13 protein-coding genes and 2 pseudogenes are annotated in these 18,486 nt (G+C 71.9%); 8 read left to right on the top strand and 7 right to left on the bottom strand.

What is annotated here, in order from left to right; translation table 11 throughout:
• Window positions 1–100: 100 nt before the first annotated feature.
• Window positions 101–362: pseudogene (locus K4B79_RS45295) on the bottom strand (hypothetical protein); the annotation flags it as partial.
• Between the two features lie 179 nt (window positions 363–541).
• Between K4B79_RS45295 and K4B79_RS45290 the strand changes: the two are divergent.
• The 6 genes and pseudogenes from K4B79_RS45290 to rbsD all read left to right on the top strand — a co-directional run bounded on the left by K4B79_RS45290 (window position 542) and on the right by rbsD (window position 8,571).
• A pseudogene (locus K4B79_RS45290) lies at window positions 542–2,174 on the top strand (IS200/IS605 family accessory protein TnpB-related protein).
• A gap of 514 nt (window positions 2,175–2,688) precedes the next feature.
• Entirely contained in the window at window positions 2,689–3,705 is a 1,017-nt protein-coding gene (locus K4B79_RS45285; protein ID WP_232033311.1) for a LacI family DNA-binding transcriptional regulator, read from the top strand.
• Window positions 3,702–5,228, top strand: a complete 1,527-nt coding sequence (locus K4B79_RS45280; RefSeq protein WP_232033310.1) for a sugar ABC transporter ATP-binding protein — start codon at window positions 3,702–3,704, stop codon at window positions 5,226–5,228. The genes K4B79_RS45285 and K4B79_RS45280 overlap by 4 nt, the downstream gene beginning before the upstream one ends.
• A complete protein-coding gene (locus tag K4B79_RS45275) occupies window positions 5,218–7,173 on the top strand; it encodes an ABC transporter permease/substrate-binding protein (protein WP_232033309.1) in 1,956 nt (651 codons plus the stop codon). The genes K4B79_RS45280 and K4B79_RS45275 overlap by 11 nt, the downstream gene beginning before the upstream one ends.
• A gap of 103 nt (window positions 7,174–7,276) precedes the next feature.
• Window positions 7,277–8,185: a ribokinase gene (locus K4B79_RS45270; RefSeq protein ID WP_232033308.1), complete on the top strand. Its 909-nt coding sequence runs from the start codon at window positions 7,277–7,279 to the stop codon at window positions 8,183–8,185.
• The gene (rbsD, locus tag K4B79_RS45265) at window positions 8,182–8,571 is read left to right on the top strand and encodes a D-ribose pyranase (RefSeq protein ID WP_232033307.1); all 390 of its coding nucleotides are present in this window, start codon (window positions 8,182–8,184) and stop codon (window positions 8,569–8,571) included. The genes K4B79_RS45270 and rbsD overlap by 4 nt, the downstream gene beginning before the upstream one ends.
• Window positions 8,572–8,578: 7 nt before the next feature.
• Here rbsD and K4B79_RS45260 read toward each other — a convergent pair whose 3' ends face one another.
• The 3 genes from K4B79_RS45260 to K4B79_RS45250 all read right to left on the bottom strand — a co-directional run bounded on the left by K4B79_RS45260 (window position 8,579) and on the right by K4B79_RS45250 (window position 11,250).
• Window positions 8,579–9,451 carry a hypothetical protein gene (locus K4B79_RS45260; RefSeq protein ID WP_232033306.1) on the bottom strand — a complete coding sequence of 291 codons (873 nt, stop codon included), beginning with the start codon at window positions 9,449–9,451 and terminating at the stop codon, window positions 8,579–8,581.
• Between the two features lie 100 nt (window positions 9,452–9,551).
• The gene (locus tag K4B79_RS45255) at window positions 9,552–9,965 is read right to left on the bottom strand and encodes a hypothetical protein (protein WP_232033305.1); all 414 of its coding nucleotides are present in this window, start codon (window positions 9,963–9,965) and stop codon (window positions 9,552–9,554) included.
• 253 nt (window positions 9,966–10,218) lie between these two features.
• Window positions 10,219–11,250, bottom strand: coding sequence for a helix-turn-helix domain-containing protein (locus K4B79_RS45250; protein ID WP_232033304.1), 1,032 nt, complete (start codon window positions 11,248–11,250; stop codon window positions 10,219–10,221).
• A 494-nt stretch (window positions 11,251–11,744) separates the two neighbouring features.
• On the opposite strand from K4B79_RS45250, the gene K4B79_RS45245 reads away from it, so the two are divergent.
• Window positions 11,745–14,669, top strand: coding sequence for an NACHT domain-containing protein (locus K4B79_RS45245; RefSeq protein ID WP_232033303.1), 2,925 nt, complete (start codon window positions 11,745–11,747; stop codon window positions 14,667–14,669).
• Here the strand turns inward: K4B79_RS45245 and K4B79_RS45240 are convergent.
• Genes K4B79_RS45240 through K4B79_RS45230 form a run of 3 tightly spaced genes read right to left on the bottom strand, consistent with a single transcriptional unit; the run spans window position 14,647 to window position 17,791 of the window.
• The gene (locus K4B79_RS45240; protein ID WP_269464752.1) at window positions 14,647–15,447 is read right to left on the bottom strand and encodes a sugar phosphate isomerase/epimerase family protein; all 801 of its coding nucleotides are present in this window, start codon (window positions 15,445–15,447) and stop codon (window positions 14,647–14,649) included. The two genes, K4B79_RS45245 and K4B79_RS45240, sit on opposite strands and share 23 nt — an antisense overlap.
• A gap of 35 nt (window positions 15,448–15,482) precedes the next feature.
• Window positions 15,483–16,637 (bottom strand): dihydrodipicolinate synthase family protein, encoded by a 1,155-nt coding sequence (locus tag K4B79_RS45235; RefSeq protein WP_232033301.1) that lies wholly within the window; start codon window positions 16,635–16,637, stop codon window positions 15,483–15,485.
• The gene (locus K4B79_RS45230) at window positions 16,634–17,791 is read right to left on the bottom strand and encodes a Gfo/Idh/MocA family protein (RefSeq protein WP_232033300.1); all 1,158 of its coding nucleotides are present in this window, start codon (window positions 17,789–17,791) and stop codon (window positions 16,634–16,636) included. The genes K4B79_RS45235 and K4B79_RS45230 overlap by 4 nt, the downstream gene beginning before the upstream one ends.
• 291 nt (window positions 17,792–18,082) lie before the next feature.
• Between K4B79_RS45230 and K4B79_RS45225 the strand changes: the two genes are divergently transcribed.
• A partial coding sequence (locus tag K4B79_RS45225) for a LacI family DNA-binding transcriptional regulator (RefSeq protein ID WP_232033377.1) occupies window positions 18,083–18,486 on the top strand: 404 nt, incomplete at its 3' end.

Below are 18,486 nucleotides of genomic sequence, written 5' to 3'. Positions count from 1 at the left end.
GATCCGACAGTACCGGCGGGGTGTGACAGCGGGCGGGACACCTGGGCGGCCCGGCCCCCTCCAGGGTCAGGGGCGGGTGCCTCGCGGCGTCCGGGAACGCCTATCCCGCCTGGGACTTGACCTGGTCGATCACCTTCTCGAAGTCCTCGGTCGGGGAGAAACTCCACGAGTTCGCAGTCCTCCACGGCCACGGGGACATGGCCGGGCGCCCAGTAGTACGCCTGGCCGGCCTCGTAGTACTCCTCGCCGTCGGCCGTCAGCATCCGGAGCCGGCCCTTGAGCAGGTAGCCCCGGTGCGGGCACTGGCAGGCGTCGCCGTCGAGGCCCTTGAGCGCGGGGCCCATGTCGGTGCCTTCCGGCAGGAGTTGGAGTTGCTGCCGTTGGGGTGCGTTCAAGAGTGCGCTGCTGTTCTCGGTCGCGTCGCGTGTCTCGGTCGCGGGTCGGTTGTCGTGGGGAACTGACGTTCTCTCATCGAATGCGTGACCTTTGCCGGCAGTGCTCGTTCCTCATGGCGAGGGGTTCTTCGGGTGGGGGTGACGGGGTGGGTGAGCTGAGGGGCATCGCGGCGCCGTTCCTCGCGTCCGGGCCGAGCGGTGTGGCCGTCCGTACCCGTCTCACGAACCTGGCGCCGGGCGATCAGACGGTACTGCGTCTGGTGGGCGCGCATCTGGGGTCGCTGGCTTCGAGGGACCTCAAGGCGCGCTGCCGGGACGGTCTGGAGCATTCCGGGCAGGCGTGGGCAGCTCGTAAGCGGGAGCTGACGCCGGCCTCGTCGTCGCGGTGGGCGGGGAGTATCACCAAGGCGTCGCATGACCAGTGGGCGCTGGCACGACGCTGTCAGTGGGCGTACCTGCAGAATCTGGAAGCGGGCGTCCGCACCCTCACCCACCGGCTGTCCCAGCCGATCGGGCAGAAAGGCACCAGGGGAGTCCCCGGGGGCTATCGGTCCGCGCGGGAGTGGCATGCGAAGTCGCGGCGGCTGCGGGTGCTGGAGGAGCGGCTGGCTGCCGCGCGGGCCGACCGCGAGGCGGGGATCGTGCACGTCGTGCGGGGCGGGAAGCAGCTGGCCCGCACCCGGCACTACCTTCAGGCGGCCGGGCTGACCGAGGGCCAGTGGCGTGGGCGCTGGGAAGCGGAGCGCTGGTTCTGCCAGGCAGATGGCGAGTCCGGCAAGCGCCACGGCAACGAGACGATCCGTATCAGTCCGGACGGTGAGGTGAGTATCAAACTCCCGACCCCGCTGGCTCATCTGGCGAACGCTCCGCACGGACGGTACGTCCTGAGCTGCCAGGTCGCGTTTGCGCACCGGGGCCAGGAACGGGCGGATCGCGTCGCGGCCAAACCGGGCGATCGCCTACCGCATCCACCTGGATACGGGCCGGGACCGCTGGTATGTGACTGCGTCCTGGCAGATCCCGTCCACCCCCACCCTGCCCATCGAGGCCGCGCTCGCCCACGGCGTGATCGGTGTGGACATGAACGCCGACCACCTCGCCACCTGGCGCCTCGATGTCCACGGCAACCCGACCGGCAGCCCTCGCCGCTTCTTCTACGACCTGACCGGAACCGCTGGACACCGCGACGCCCAGGTCCGCCATGCCCTGACCCACCTCCTGCACTGGGCCCGCACCTGCGGCGTGAGGGCGATCGCCGTGGAGGACCTGGACTTCGCCGCCGAGAAGACCCGGGAGAAACACGGCCGCAGGACACGCTTCCGGCAACTGATTTCCGGCATGCCCACCGGGAAACTGCGTACCCGGCTGGCCTCGATGGCCGACCAGACGGGTATCGCGGTCATCGCCGTCGATCCGGCCTACACGAGCCGGTGGGGTGCCCAGTACTGGCAGAAACCCCTCACCAGCGCAATCCGTCAGACCACTCGCCACGACGCTGCCGCCGTGGCGATCGGAAGGCGCGCCCAGGGACACCCGATCCGGCGACGGACGGCACCGCCCCCACAGCACCGGAGTGATGCGGTGGGGCATCGGACCGCCCAGGCCGAACCAGGAGTTCCTGAGCGTGAGGGACCCCGCCCCCGCATCCCCGGACCACGGACACGATCCGTCGGGCCCGGACGCGGAGCGAACGCGGGCAACCAGAACGCCCAACACCGTCCGGGGCGTTCGGCCGAGCATGAGTCCTGGCATCAGGACTCACTCCCGCTCAGCCTCTAGGAACGGTGATATAGCCGACGGACATGCCGCCGCCCATGGGCTGCGTGCGCAGCTCCACGCCGTCGCCGGCAAGGGCGACGGGTGCGTCGTTGCGGGTCGCCGCCGTCATGACTCCCCCACTCCGGCCCCGCGGGGCCTCGAGGAAACCCCCGTGGCACTCCTGTACCTCCAGCCTGATCCGCCCCGGCGCACTCCGCTACCTCACGGCCCTGCCCCAGGGGGCAGTGGTCAGTCCTGGGTCGGCTCTTGGTCTCCCACGCGGTCACGGCGTGGGCCGGTACGGCAGCCAGACACGGGAACACCGCTCCTGCCGCGACGGCACCCGCGGTGCGCCGAGCAGCGCACATGAGCAAACGATCTTCCTTGCCCGGCCCCGGCGACGACACTCTGGCGACGGCCTCATCACGATCCGGTCTCAGGGTCTTGCTTTTGGGGCGTGTAATCGATTCCAATCCTCTCCGTAGGTATCGGTGTAATCGATTCCACGAACGATCCACAAGGAGGTGGAGCGGCGATGGCGAGCATCAAGGACGTCGCTGCCGAGGCGGGCGTGTCCGTCGCCACGGTCTCGCGTGTCCTGAACGACCATCCGTCGGTCAGCGCGGAGGCACGCACGCGCGTGCTGGCCGCCGTCGAGGCGCTGGGCTACCGCCCGAACGCCGTCGCCCGCTCCCTGCGCACCGACCAGACCCACACCCTCGGCCTGGTCATCAGCGATGTGATGAACCCCTACTTCACCGAGCTGGCCCGCTCCGTCGAGGAGGAGGCCCGCGCGCTGGGCTACAGCGTCATCATCGGCAACGCCGACGAGCGGCCCGACCTCCAGGACCATCACGTACGGAACCTGCTGGACCGACGGATCGACGGCCTGCTCGTCTCCCCCACCGACGGCGGCTCCCCGCTGATGCTGGACGCCGTACGGGCCGGGACGCCGGTGGTGTTCGTGGACCGGTGGATCCCGGGCGTGGACGTGCCGGTGGTGCGGGCGGACGGGCGTCAGGCCGTACGGGATCTCGTGGCCCATCTGCACGCCCTGGGGCACCGCAGGCTCGCGATCATCGCGGGGCCCGCCGCCACCACGACCGGCCAGGAGCGTGTGGCGGCCTTCAGGGAGGCGCTGCACGCCTGCGGTCTCGAACTGCCCGACGTCTACATCGGACAGGGCGACTTCCAGGCCGACAGCGGGCGCCGGGTCACCGAGGGCTTCCTCGACCTGCCCGAACCCCCCGAGGTCGTCTTCGCGGCCGACAACCTGATGGCGCTGGGCGCGCTGGACGCCGTACGCGCGCGTGGGATGCGCGTTCCGGACGACATCGCGCTGGCGGCCTTCGACGACATCCCGTGGTTCGTGCACACCGATCCGCCGATCACCGCGATCGCCCAGCCCACGGGCGAGCTGGGGCGTGCCGCCGTGCGCGCGCTGGTGGACCGCATCGAGGGACGGCCGCCCGAGTCCGTCACCCTCCCCGCCCGTCTCGTCGTACGCCGTTCGTGCGGCGAGGACGCCACCCAGAACAGGAGTAAGCCGTGAGCGACCCGGACGAGTTGCTGCGCATCGAGGGCATACGGAAGACCTTCCCGGGCGTGGTCGCGCTGGACGGCGTGGACTTCGACCTGCGCCGGGGCGAGGTGCATGTGCTGCTCGGTGAGAACGGCGCGGGCAAGAGCACCCTCATCAAGATGCTCTCCGGCGCCTACACACCCGACGCCGGGCGCATCCTGGTCGGCGGCGAGGAGACGCGCATCCATGGTGCGCAGGACTCCGAGCGCCTCGGGATCGCCACCATCTACCAGGAGTTCAACCTCGTCCCCGACCTCACGGTCGCCGAGAACATCTTCCTGGGGCGGCAGCCGCGCCGCTTCGGGGTGATCGACCGCAAGCGGATGGAGGCCGACGCCGAGGTCCTGCTCAAGCGGGTCGGCGTGAACGTCTCGCCCCGCGCGCGGGTGCGTGAACTCGGTATCGCGCGTCTGCAGATGGTCGAGATCGCCAAGGCGCTGAGCCTGGACGCGCGCGTGCTGATCATGGACGAGCCGACCGCCGTGCTCACCTCCGAGGAGGTGGACAAGCTCTTCGCGATCGTGCGCACGCTGCGCGAGGACGGCGTCGGGATCGTGTTCATCACCCATCACCTGGAGGAGATCGCCGCCCTGGGCGACCGCGTCACGGTCATCCGGGACGGGAAGTCCGTCGGCCAGGTTCCCGCCTCCACCCCCGAGGACGAGCTCGTCCGCCTGATGGTGGGGCGCTCGATCGAGCAGCAGTACCCGCGTGAACGCGCCGACACCGGTGCCGCGTTGCTCTCCGTCGAGGGGCTGACCCGCGACGGTGTCTTCCACGACGTCAGCTTCGAGGTGCGCGCCGGTGAGGTCGTCGGCATCGCGGGGCTCGTCGGGGCGGGCCGTACCGAGGTGGTGCGGGCGGTCTTCGGGGCCGATCCGTACGACAGGGGCACGGTGAGGGTCTCCGGGGCGCCCCTCAAGGGGCATGACGTCACCTCCGCGATGGCGGCCGGCATCGGGCTCATCCCCGAGGACCGCAAGGGCCAGGGGCTGGTGCTCGACCAGTCCGTCGAGGAGAACCTCGGGCTGGTGACCATGCGGTCGGCCACCCGCGGCGGGCTCGTCGACCTCAAGAGCCAGCGGGAGGCGGCCGCGCGGATGGCCGGGCAGCTCGGCGTGCGGATGGCCGGACTCCAGCAGCACGTGCGCACCCTGTCCGGCGGCAACCAGCAGAAGGTCGTCATCGGCAAGTGGCTGCTCGCCGACACCAAGGTGCTCATCCTCGACGAGCCGACGCGCGGGATCGACGTCGGCGCCAAGGTCGAGATCTACCAGCTCGTCAACGAACTCACCGCGGCCGGTGCCGCCGTCCTGATGATCTCCAGCGATCTGCCCGAGGTGCTCGGTATGAGCGACCGGGTGCTGGTGATGGCCCAGGGCCGGATCGCGGGTGAACTCTCCGCCGACGAGGCCACACAGGACGCCGTGATGGCACTCGCCGTCAGCACGAACACAGTGAAGACCGAGAAGGAGGCCCCCCGTGGCCACTGACACGCTCAAGGGCACGACGGGCGCGAGTGGCGCCACGGGCGGCCTGCGCCGGCTGCTGCTCGACAACGGCGCGCTCACCGCGCTGATCGTCCTCGTCGTCGCGTTGTCGGCGCTGTCCGGGAACTTCCTGACGGCCGACAACCTCCTCAACATCGGCGTCCAGGCGGCCGTGACGGCCATCCTCGCCTTCGGCGTCACCTTCGTGATCGTCTCGGCGGGCATCGACCTGTCGGTCGGCTCGGTGGCCGCCCTCTCCGCGACCGTGCTGGCCTGGAGCGCCGCCGACCACGGCGTCCCGGTCGCCCTCGCGGTGGTGCTGGCGGTCGTCGTCGGTGTCGCGGCCGGGCTGGTCAACGGCTTCCTGATCGCGTACGGCAAACTGCCGCCGTTCATCGCGACGCTGGCCATGCTGTCGGTGGGCCGCGGTCTGTCCCTGGTGATCTCCGGCGGCAACCCGATCCCCTTCCCCGACTCGGTCTCCCACCTCGGCGACACGCTCGGCGACTGGCTGCCGGTACCGGTGCTGGTCATGATCGTCATGGGGCTCGTCGCGGCCTTCGTGCTCGGCAGGACGTACATCGGCCGGTCCATGTACGCGATCGGCGGCAACGAGGAGGCCGCCCGGCTGTCCGGGCTGCGGGTGTCGCGGCAGAAGCTCGTCGTCTACGCCCTGTCGGGTCTGTTCGCGGCCGTCGCGGGCATCGTGCTGGCCGCCCGGCTCTCCTCGGCGCAGCCGCAGGCCGCCAGCGGCTACGAGCTGGACGCGATCGCCGCGGTCGTCATCGGCGGTGCCTCGCTCGCCGGCGGCACCGGCAAGGCGTCCGGCACGCTGATCGGCGCGCTGATCCTGGCGGTGCTGCGCAACGGCCTGAACCTGCTGAACGTCTCCACCTTCTGGCAGCAGGTCGTGATCGGTGTCGTCATCGCGCTGGCGGTGCTGCTGGACACGGTGCGCCGCAAGGCGGGCGCGACCACGCCGGTGACCTCCGGTCTCGGCGGCGGTGGCAGGGGCAGGCAGGCGGCGACGTACGGGCTCGCGGCCGTGGTGACGGTGGCCGTCATCGGCGCGACCTCGCTGCTGCACAACGGCGGTTCGGGCTCGACGACCCCGAGGGTGGGGCTCGCCATCTCCACGCTGAACAACCCCTTCTACGTGTCGCTGCGGGCGGGCGCCCAGGCCGAGGCGAAGAAGCTGGGCGTGGACCTCACCGTCACCGACGCCCAGAACGACGCCTCCCAGCAGGCCAACCAGCTGCAGAACTTCACCAGTTCGGGGCTCGACGTGATCATCGTCAACGCCGTCGACTCGGACGCCGTCAGTCCGGCGGCGAAGGCCGTGAACAAGACCGGCACCCCGCTGATCGCCGTGGACCGCTCGGTGAACAACGCGGACAGCGCCTCGTTCGTCGCCTCCGACAACGTCACCGGCGGCAAGCTCGCGGCCAAGGAACTCGCCGAGAAGCTGGGCGGCCGGGGGAAGATCGCGATCCTCCAGGGCATGGCCGGCACCTCCGCCAGCCGGGAGCGCGGCGCGGGCTTCGCCGAGGGGCTGAAGGCCTACCCGGGCATCCAGGTGGTCGCCAGGCAGCCCGCCGACTGGGACCGCACCAAGGGCCTGGACGTCATGACCAACCTGATGCAGGCCCACCCGGACATCGACGGCGTCTTCGCGGAGAACGACGAGATGGCGCTCGGCGCGATCAAGGCGCTGGGTGCCAAGGCCGGCAAGTCCGTCCAGGTCATCGGCTTCGACGGAACCGCGGACGGTCTGACGGCCGTCAAGGCGGGCACGCTGTACGCGTCGGTGGCGCAGCAGCCGACGGAGCTCGGCCGGATCGCGGTGCGCAACGCCGTCGAGGTGGCCGACGACGAGAAGGTCGCCAAGTCGGTGATGGTGCCGGTGAAGGTGGTCACGAAGGAGAACGTGGCCGGCTTCACGGGCTGAGACGAACGGGACGGGCGGCCTTCCGGAACCTGACTCCTTCCGGAGGCCGCCCGCCCCGGGTCACGTACGGGGCTGTTACGGGGACTATCAGGGGAGCAATCTCATGTACGACTACGACCTTCTGGTCGTGGGGTCGGCCAACGCCGACCTGGTGATCGGTGTCGAGCGGCGGCCGGGGGCGGGTGAGACGGTGCTCGGGTCCGACCTGGTCACCCACCCGGGCGGCAAGGGTGCCAACCAGGCGGTCGCGGCCGCCCGGCTCGGTGCCCGTACGGCCCTGCTGGCCCGGGTCGGCGACGACGCGCACGGGCGGCTGCTGCTGGACTCGCAGCGGGCGGCGGGCGTGGACACGGTGGGTGTGCTGGTGGGCGGGGCGCCGACCGGGGTCGCGCTGATCACGGTGGACCCGTCGGGGGACAACAGCATCGTGGTCTCGCCGGGCGCCAACGGGCGGCTCACGCCCCAGGACGTGGCGACCGCGGGGAGCCTCTTCCACGCCTCCCGGGTGGTGTCGGCCCAGCTGGAGATCCCGCTGGAGACGGTCGAGGAGGTGGTACGGAGTCTGGCGCCGGACAGCCGCTTCGTGCTGAACCCCTCGCCGCCGCAACGGCTGCCCGCCGAGGTGCTGGCCGCCTGCGACCCGCTGATCGTCAACGAGCACGAGGCGAAGGTGATTCTGGGCGGGAGCGTGGCCGGGGTGAGCGACGAGCCCGCGGACTGGGCTCGGCTGCTGCTGGCCAAGGGCCCGCGGTCGGTGGTGATCACGCTGGGCGCCGAGGGCGCGCTGGTCGCCTCCGGTGAGGGGGTCACCCGGATCGCCGCCGTCGGGGTGGACGCCGTGGACACCACCGGCGCGGGTGACGCGTTCACCGCGGCGCTGGCCTGGCGGCTGGGCGCGGGAGCGTCCCTGGAGGAGGCGGCGACGTACGCGTCCCGGGTCGGGGCGGCGGCCGTGACCAGGCGGGGGGCGCAGGACTCGTTCCCGACGGCGCAGGAGGTCGAGGCGCTGTGAAGAAGGCCGGAATCCTGAACCGTCATCTCTCCGGGGCGCTGGCCGAGTTGGGCCACGGGGACGGGGTGCTGGTGTGCGACGCCGGGATGCCGATACCCGACGGGCCCCGGGTCGTCGACCTGGCGTTCCGGGCCGGCGTGCCGTCCTTCGCCGAGGTGGTGGAGGGCCTGCTCGCCGAGCTGGTGGTGGAGGGCGCGACGGCGGCGGCGGAGGTGCGGTCCGCCAACACGGAGGCCTCTGCTCTGCTGGACGGCCACTTCCCGTCGCTGGAACTGGTCTCCCACGAGAAGCTCAAGGAGCTGTCGGCGGGGGCGCGGCTCGTCGTCCGCACCGGTGAGGCACGGCCGTACGCGAATGTGCTGCTGCGGTGCGGGGTGTTCTTCTGACCTGCTGTCAGGGCGCCGGGAAGGCGAGGCGCACGCCGTACTCCTTCTCGGCGCGGCGCAGGGACGGGACGAGGCTCTCGCGCATCTCGCGGACGTCGTCCGCGTGGTCGGTGAGGAAGCGGGTGCGCAGCCGCAGACGGGCCGGTTCGCGGACGGCTTCGACCGGGCGCATGCAGGCAGCGTAGGCGCTGCCGAGTGCGCGCCCGGCGCGCGGCAGTTCGGCGGGCGCGGCGGTCTGCATGACCGTGTCCGCCAGGGCGAAGAAGCCGTTCTCGTCCCGGGCCCGGATCCCGTGTCCGGCGAAGCAGTCCGGCACGGTGCGCGTCGCCCGGACCGTCTCGGGGTCGCCACGCAGCGCTGTGAGTTCGCGGAACCACTGTCCCTGCAGGTCGACGTAGGCGTCGCGCAGCACCCCGGCGGCGGCTCGCCCCTCGGCGGTGCACCGGCGTATCACGGCGGAGCTGCCGGCACCGGTCGCGGCGGGGCTCGCCACGGGGTAGGGGACCTCGGCGCTCGCACTCGTGCCGTGCCGGGCGATGAAGTCCAGGTCGGGAAGTTCGAAGTACCGGATGAACGCGAGCGGGACCTGTTCGGGAAGACCGGCCCCCCTCTCCCGCGCGCAGGACGCGGCGGCAGCGCGCTCCACCTGCTGGACGAAGACGTCCAGCCCCTGGGTCCAACGGGTTTCGGCACCGGTCGCGGGGAGGACCATGCGTACGGCGTCGTCCGGCAGGTCATGGCTGAGGTGGGCGGGCGGTACGGACGTCGGCGGCTGCGCCCGCGGCGGCGCGGCGGAGTGGGCCGTACAGGCGGTGAGCACTGCGGCGGCGGCCGCGGCGACCGCGACACAGGCCCGGCGTCTCGTTGCCGGACGGATCATTCGGATCTCTCCTCGACCTCGCGCGTCCTTGGGTGTCCTGGTGCCGGGCGGGGTGCCGCGGGCCTGCGCCGGCGGCACCCCTCGGTGCGGGATGGCAGGGTCAGTGCGCGATGTGGACGGTGTCGCCGCCGTCGTAGTAACTCGCCACGGTGAACGGGGTGTTGTCGCGGACGTCGGTGCACAGCCAGTACGTGGAGTCGCTGATGCTGTGGCTGCCGTCCGAGGCCCAGACGTATCCCTTGTTGCACGTGCTCCACACGCCGCTGGAGTTGCGGAGACGGCCCGCGTACCGGTCCCCGAGGGTGGACGTCGAGTCGTCGGAGTAGGTGAGGTTGAGGTCGCCGCAGGTGCTGGTCGCCGACTTGTAGCGGATGGTGCCGACGCCCCCGTTCCCACCGGTGGTCAGCGACTGGGTCACGCAGGCCTGCGGCGCGGCGGACACGGCGGGCGCGAAGACCAGGCCGGTCGCGGCGGAGACGAGCGCGAGCACGCCGGCGGTGATGGCTCTGTTCATGTATCCCCACTTCTGTTCTTCGGTCGTGGTCCGGGCGGGCACTGGCTGCCACGCCCGTTCCGTGGTCGCTGAAACGCTCGCAGCGCAGGGCCCTCGCGGCCCACTACCTTCGATCCGTCTCGAAAACCCCGGAACGGACGGCGGAGTCCGTTGTTCCGGCGAAACCCATGCGGCCGGTGGGACCGGTGGGCCGGACGACCTCGTTCCGGGGACCTCGCGGAACCATGCGGCGTGACCGGAATCGGAGGGTGGCTCAGGGGGTGTGCCGGTCCGTGTCCGGTGCGTGCGCCACCGGCCCGGCGGACGGGCCCTGCGAGGTCGGGCGGAGCATCGCGGCCCCGAGTGGGGTGAGCGTGTGCAGCACGGTGTTCTGCGAGCGCAGGCTGGTGATCAGCCCCGCGTCGCGCAGCACCGTCGTGTGGTGGGTGGCGGTGGCGGGCGAGACGCCCAGGAAGCGCGCCAGTTCGGACGTGGTCGCGGCCAGTGCGAGGCTCCGCAGCGCGGCGGCGCGGGTGCGGCCCAGCAGCGCGGCGAGGGAGGCGTCGGCGGGGCGCGCGGGGGCGGCCGGCCGGGAGCGCTGCAGGGGATAGATCAGCACGGGTGGCATCTCCTCGTCGACCAGGGAGACCGGCGAGCGCCAGCAGAAGTACGAGGGGACCAGGCGTAGTCCGCGGCCACCGAGCCGCAGGTCCCGGTCCTCCACGTAGTCGACGTGGAGGACCGGCGGGTGCCAGCGCATGGTGGGCGACAGTCCGGCGAGCAGTCCGTCGATTCCGCTCCTGAGGGTCGCGCGGCCGCGCAGGGCGTGCTCGGCGGAGATCTCCGCGCACATCTGGTCGTGGTGGGGGGCGATCACGGCGTCGTAGTAGGCGCGCAGGACCTTGACGAACTCCTCGCGCGTCGCGCGTTCCGCCAGCCGCGGCGCCCAGGCGGGGGCGCCGACGAGCCGGTCCAGGATGCTCATCTCGCGCGAGACCCGCTCCGGCGGGGTGGCGAGGATCGCCGCGAGCCCCCGGTCCAGGCCGTCGGCGGATTCGTGGGGCGTCAGGAAGTCGGGGTAGTAAAGCGCCCTCGGCAGGACCGGCACGAGCAGCCGGCGGACCGCTGCTTCGAGCGGGGTGCCCGCGAGGCCGGCCCTGGTGGTGCGGTACCAGCCGGCGTACGCCCAGCGCCCCCTCGAGGTCTGGAGCCGGTGCAGGCTGCAGGTGAGTTCCCAGAGCGGATCGGGAGTGCCCGCCACCTGGATGCGTCTGTAGTCCTGCGGCGTGAAGTGGATGCGCAGCACGGAATCTCTCCCCCCGAGTCGACCGTCGTCCGGCTCGGGCAGCAGCGTGGGCCACGGGCGCCACACGGGCCAGCCGCGATTCGGCCGCTCCTCCGTGCCACGGGGGCAATGTGTGGATTCGGCCGCCAAGGGGCCAAGGGGGGGCCGCCATCGGGCGGGGCTCGGGACCGGGCCCGGTTCTCGGACCGGGCCCGCACAGCTTCGAGGGGGCCCGGTCCGTCGACCGAACCCCCTCGGGTTTTCCCCTCCGTATCAGAACCCCCGCGATCCCCCCGGATCCCCCTCCGAGAAGTCCTGATGCCACGTACGACCCGCGAGGTGGGGGGAGGGTTGTACGGGCTCCGGGATTTTTTCCGGACGGGATTTTTTCCGGACGGACGACCGCCGCGTGCTCCCGTCGCGCCTCTGTGCGCCTTCCCTCGCACCAGTACATGGCCGAACGGCATCTCGTTCGCCCTGGAACAGGTGGATCGGAGACACGGGGGTCACAGACCATGCGGACAGCGCTCACCGGAGCACGGGCCCAGCGCCGCGTCGGGCTGGGGGTGGTCGCCGCGGCGCTGGTCGCGCTGACCGTCGTCCTGGCGAACCGGGGCAGACCCGATGAGGCGTCGATGTGGATCTCCGCGATCTCCGCACTCGTGGCGGTCTGCGCCTTCGCGGCGGACCTGCTGCGGGAGGCGGCGGATCCTGAGACGGTCGCCGACCTGCGGCAGCGGGCGGCGGACGAACTCGCCGAGGCGGTGAGGGCCCAGTGGACGACGGAGGCGCGGCTGCGTCGGCTGCAGGACCCCGAGCCCCTGAGCGTGCGCTGGGTCCGCGGTGGCCCTCCGCTCGCGGACCACGAGCGGAACATCCGGCGCGGGCTGCCCCTGCCCGCACCTCGCGACGGCGACCAGCGGCTGGACGGGATCGTGGAGACCTTCCGGGAACTCCCCTCGGGCCGACTGGTCGTGCTGGGCAGGCCGGGGGCGGGGAAGACGGTCCTGGCCGTGCAGTTCGTCCTGGGCACGCTCGCCGCCCGGCAGCCCGGCGGCCCCGTCCCTGTGCTCTTCCCCCTGGCGAGCTGGGACCCCCGGTCCACCCCTCTGCGCGACTGGCTGGCCGAGCGGCTGGCCGCCGAGTACCGGCCGCTGGCCGCCGTCCGGGGTGAGCGGACGCTGGCCCGCGAACTGCTGGACGCCGGCCTGTTGCTGCCCGTGCTCGACGGCTTCGACGAGATCCCCAAGCCGGTGCACGGGGACGCGCTCCGGCGTCTGAACAGCGAACTGGACGAGCGGCTGTCGGTCCTCCTCACCTGCCGCACCGCGGACTGGGTGCACGCCACGCACAGCCACGACGTCCTGACGGCCGCCGCAGTCGTACGACTGCGGCCGCTGGACCTCGCCACCGCGCGCACCTATCTGGAGAGCACGGCGCGGCCGGAGAACGCCGCCGGCTCCAGCGCCTGGTCACCGGTCCTCGACCGGCCCTCCGCACCACTGGCGCTGGTGCTGACGTCGCCGCTGATGGTGGCGCTCGCCCGCACCGTGTACGAGGACGCCTCCCGCAACCCCGCCGAACTCACCGACCCCGAACGCTTCCCCACGGCGGAACACATCGAGCGGCATCTGCTGGACGCCTTCGTCCCGGCGGCCTTCGCCGACGCGGACGCCCCCTGGCGTCCGGAGGCGGCACATCGCTGGCTCCGCCGCCTCGCCCACGACCTCGCGCCCGCCGACTCCACCGGCACCTGGCGGCTCGCCTGGTGGGAGCTGCCCACCGCGATGCCCACCGTGCTGCGCGTGCTCGGCCCCGCCCTCCTGGCGGTCCTCGCCACGGCCTCGCTGCTGGTACCGCTGGTCAGGTTCGGGAACGGCGTGGTCGCCGACTGGGACAGCACACCGTCGGCCGTGATCAACTTCGCGGGCGACCTTCTGGGCCTGTGTTTCGGGCTGGCCTTCCTCCTGCCCGCCACGGCGGCGACCCCGCAGGGGAGACGCCAACTGGTGCGGATGGGACTGAAGATGACCGCGGCGGCCTCGGTCCTCGCCGTGGCCATGGGCGTGCTCGCGCCGCCGCTGGTCGGCTCCCGCCTCGGAGCCGTCATGACGCTCCGGGCCTCCTGGTTCTTCAACGGGTGCTGCCTGGGACTGGTGCAGTCCATGATGATCGCCGTCGCCGGGCTGCCCCGGCGCCCCCTCCCGCTGGGTCTGCCGTGGGCGGCCACCGCGAGCGGCCCGGTGGCCGTGCGCGCGCTGGGCGGCGGGCTCGTCCTCGCCGGTATCGCGGTCCACGGCTGCACCGGCGAGAAGGTCCCGGCCGCGACCTGCCTGCTGGCCGGGCTGGTGCTGTGCCTGGCCGGGCTGCGGCGCGGGGAACGGGCGGCGGCCGCGTACACCCGTCCGGCCGCCGTGCTGAGCGGCTTCTGGCGGGGACTGCTGCGGGGCTTCTTCGCGTGCACGCTCATCGCGGTCTGTGCCGGAGCCGTGGTCGGCTGCATCACCGGGGCCTTCGCCGCGGCCGAGATCCACTCGGCTCCCCCGCTGCCCAACGGTGGCGTGGTCGGCGGATGGATCCCCACAAAGGACGGCGACGAACGCTCCGTCCGCTCGGTGGGGCCGAAGACCGCTCTGCTGGTGCGGCGGTCGGGGCTCGAGGACCCCTTCGTCGTGATGGAGGGGACCCTCATCTCGAAGGACGAGACACTGCGGCCCGTCGAAGGGGTGATGCGGATCCACCATCGCGAGGACCGGTGGGTGGTCGACTGCGACGGCAGGCTCCTCACCTGGCACGGCGAGCCCGTCGACGCCCACAACCTGGTGGTCGTCCTGCCGAAGCCCGTCAAGGTGTGGCTCGTGCACCGCTCCGTCGAGGCAGTCGTTCTCGACTCGGTGGTGCCCTTCGTGGGCTTCGGCCTGCTCATCGGCACCATCGGCGGCTGCGCGTCCGGCGTCTACCGTGCCCTGAACACCCCCTCCGACACGATCCGTGCCGCGGGCCCGCAGAGCACCCTGCGCACCGACCGCGCCGCCACGCTCGCCCGCAGCGCGATCGCCGCCCTCCTCGCCGGCGGGGTCTGCCTGTTGCTGATCCCGGTGACGGGGCGCGGCAACACCCTGGGAACCATGCACACCGAAGTCTGGGTGACGATGGGCGGGTTCACCCTCGCGCTCAGCGCCTGGGGGCGGACGGGCGTCGCCAGGATCTGGCTGGCCCTGACCGGGCGGGCCCCGTGGCGGCTCATGGGCTTCCTCGACGAGGCCCACCGGCGGGGGGTACTGCGCCGGTACGGTGCGCACTACGAGTTCCGCCATCTGCGGCTCCAGCAGCGCCTCGGCCTTGCCGTCCCGGACACACGAGCGCCCCGCACCGACGAGGTTGTGCCGATGCGGGGCGGCGGACCGCGAACGCGGGTTACGGGTTCGTGTGCTCCGTGAAGCGGTGGGCCGTTTCGGCCAGCACCTCGCGGCCGTCCCGTGCCCACAGGCCGTCGTTGAAGAGTTCGACCTCGATGGGGCCGGTGTAGCCGGCCGCCTCGACGTGCGCCTGCCACTCGCGCATGTCGATCGCGCCGTCGCCGATCTGGCCCCGGCCGTTGAGGACGCCCTCGGGGAGGGGCGTGGTCCAGTCGGCGAGCTGGAAGGTGTGGATACGGCCGCCGGCGCCCGCGCGGGCGATCTGGGCGGGCGCGTGGTCGTCCCACCAGATGTGGTAGGTGTCCACGGTCACGCCGACCTGCTGCGCGGGGAAGCGCTCCGCGATGTCCAGGGCCTGGGCGAGGGTGGAGACCACGCAGCGGTCGGAGGCGTACATGGGGTGCAGCGGCTCGATGGCCAGCCGGACGCCGTTCGACTCCGCGTAGGGGCCCAGTTCGGCGAGCGCGTCGGCGATCCGCTCGCGCGCGCCGTGCAGGTCCTTGGAGCCGGCCGGGAGGCCGCCGGAGACCAGGACGAGCGTGTCCGTGCCGAGCGTGGCCGCCTCGTCGACGGCGCGGCGGTTGTCGGCCAGGGCCGCGGCCCGCTCCTCGGGGTCGATCGCCGTGAAGAAGCCGCCCCGGCACAGGGTGGTGACGGTCAGGCCCGCGTCGCGGACCAGTTTCGCGGTCTCCTCCACGCCGTACGACTGGACGGGCTCGCGCCACAGGCCGACGTTGCCGACGCCCAGCTCGCGGCAGGCGTCGACCAGTTCCGGCAGCGACAGCTGCTTGACCGTCATCTGGTTGATGGAGAAGCGGGACAGCCGGTCGTCGGTCACTGGTCCACTCCGTACAGCGAGAGCAGGTTCTTCATGCGTTCCTCCGCCAGCTTCGGGTCCGGGAACAGGCCCAGGCCGTCGGCGAGTTCGTAGGCGCGGGCGAAGTGCGGCAGGGAGCGGGCCGACTGCAGGCCGCCGACCATCGTGAAGTGGGACTGGTGGCCCGCGAGCCAGGCCAGGAACACCACGCCCGTCTTGTAGAAGCGGGTGGGGGCCTGGAAGAGGTGGCGGGACAACTCGACCGTGGGGTCGAGGAGTTCACGGAAGCCGGCCGTGTTGCCGGTGTCCAGGACGCGGACCGCCTCCGCCGCCAGCGGGCCCAGCGGGTCGAAGATGCCGAGCAGGGCGTGGCTGAAGCCCTTCTCGTCACCCGCGATCAGCTCGGGGTAGTTGAAGTCGTCGCCCGTGTAGCAGCGGACGCCGTCGGGGAGCCGGCGACGGATGTCGATCTCCCGCTGGGCCTCCAGCAGGGACACCTTGATGCCGTCCACCTTGTCCGGGTGCGCGGCGATGACCTCCAGGAAGGTGTCCGTGGCCGCGTCCAGGTCGGACGAGCCCCAGTAGCCCTCAAGCGCCGGGTCGAACATGGGGCCGAGCCAGTGCAGGACGACCGGTTCGGCGGCCTGGCGGAGCAGGTGGCCGTAGATCTCCACGTAGTCCTCGGGGCCCTTGGCCGCCGCCGCGAGGGCGCGGGAGGCCATCAGGATCGCCTGGGCGCCGGACTCCTCGACGAGGGCGAGCTGCTCCTCGTAGGCCGCGCGGACCTCGTCCAGGGTGGCCGGGCCGGTCAGCTGGTCGGTGCCGACGCCGCAGGCGATGAGACCGCCGACCGCCTTGGCCTCGGCGGCGGACCGGCGGATCAGCTCGGCCGCGCCCGCCCAGTCCAGGCCCATGCCGCGCTGGGCGGTGTCCATCGCCTCGGCGACACCGAGGCCGTGCGACCACAGGTGACGGCGGAAGGCGAGGGTGGCGTCCCAGTCGACGGCCGCCGGGGAGTCCGGGGTGGTGTCGGCGAACGGGTCGGCGACGACGTGCGCCGCCGAGAAGACCGTACGGGAGGTGAAGGGGGTGCCGGGGGTGACGGCGAGGGGCTGCGTGCGGGGTTCGTAGACCCGCAACCGCCCGTCGCCCGCGGGGAGTCGGACGGTCACAGGGAGACCTCCGGTACGTCGAGACGGCGGCCCTCGGCCGAGGACTTCAGGCCCAGCTCGGCGAGCTGGACGCCGCGGGCGCCGGCGAGGAGGTCCCAGTGGTAGGGGGCGTCGGCGTAGACGTGCCGCAGGAACAGCTCCCACTGGGCCTTGAAGCCGTTGTCGAACTCGGCGTTGTCCGGGACCTCCTGCCACTGGTCGCGGAAGACCTCGGTGGCGGGGATGTCCGGGTTCCAGACCGGCTTGGGGGTGGCGCTGCGGTGCTGGACGCGGCAGTTGCGCAGACCGGCGACGGCGGAGCCCTCGGTGCCGTCGACCTGGAACTCCACGAGCTCGTCGCGGTTGACGCGGACCGCCCAGGAGGAGTTGATCTGGGCGATGGCGCCACCCTCCAGCTCGAAGACGCCGTAGGCCGCGTCGTCCGCGGTGGCGTCGTAGGGCTTGTCGTTCTCGTCCCAGCGCTGCGGGATGTGGGTGGCGGTGAGGGCCTGGACGGACTTCACGCGGCCGAACAGCTCGTGCAGCACGTACTCCCAGTGCGGGAACATGTCGACAACGATGCCACCGCCGTCCTCGGCACGGTAGTTCCAGGAGGGGCGCTGGGCGGTCTGCCAGTCGCCCTCGAAGACCCAGTAGCCGAACTCGCCGCGGATCGAGAGGATCCGGCCGAAGAAGCCGCCGTCGATGAGGCGCTTGAGCTTGAGCAGGCCGGGGAGGAAGAGCTTGTCCTGGACGACGCCGTGCTTGATGCCGGCGGCGTTCGCGAGGCGGGCCAGTTCCAGGGCGCCGTCGAGGCCGGTGGCGGTGGGCTTCTCGGTGTAGATGTGCTTGCCCGCGGCGATCGCCTTCTTGATCGCCTCCTCGCGGGCGGAGGTGACCTGGGCGTCGAAGTAGATCTCGACGGTCGGGTCGGCGAGGACGGCGTCCACGTCCGTCGAGATGTTCGCCGGGTCCAGGCCGTGCTGCTCGGCGAGCGCCTTGAGGGCGTGCTCGCGGCGGCCGACCAGGATCGGCTCGGGCCACAGCACGGTGCCGTCGCCGAGATCGAGGCCGCCCTGCTCGCGGAGGGCCAGGATGGAGCGGACCAGGTGCTGGCGGTAGCCCATGCGCCCGGTCACACCGTTCATGGCGATTCGCACCGTCTTGCGTGTCACGTCAGTCCCTTCGGAGGAGTCGTACGCGGTTGTGCGCGCCGCGCACGCTCCACTGATGAGCGTTACAGCAAGCGCTTTCTATCTATGAAGAAGCTAGCCTCTGAGCAGCGGTCTGGACAAGACCGTGACGGGGTTGAGTTGTTCGAGGGGGCGAACAACGGGGGGTCGGGGCTTTAAGGTCTGGTCGACACCTGCCCGACTTCTCGATCGTGGGAACCGGTGCGGGCTTCAGACCTGTGGATGACGACGTACGACGAGGTACGACGAGATGCGCGACCGGAGGACGACGAGATGACGGTGACCCTGGCGGACGTGGCGGCCCGCGCGCAGGTCTCGCCCGCGACGGTGTCGCGCGTGCTGAACGGGAACTATCCCGTGGCCGCTTCCACCCGCGAGCGGGTGCTGCGCGCCGTGGACGAACTGGACTACGTGCTGAACGGGCCGGCGAGCGCGCTGGCGGCGGCCACGTCCGACCTGGTCGGGATTCTCGTCAACGACATCGCCGACCCCTTCTTCGGGATCATGGCGGGGGCGATCCAGTCGGAGATCGGGGGGCCGGGCGGGCGGGCCGGAGGTGAGCGGCTGGCGGTCGTGTGCAACACGGGGGGTTCTCCCGAGCGGGAGCTGACGTATCTGACCCTGCTGCAGCGGCAGCGGGCCGCGGCGGTCGTCCTGACCGGCGGGGCCGTGGAGGA

This window comes from Streptomyces lincolnensis (assembly GCF_021173675.1).
Lineage (GTDB): Bacteria > Actinomycetota > Actinomycetes > Streptomycetales > Streptomycetaceae > Streptomyces > Streptomyces lincolnensis_B.
The sequence above is the reverse complement of the archived record's forward strand: the minus strand, read 5'-3'. Positions and strand labels throughout refer to the sequence as shown.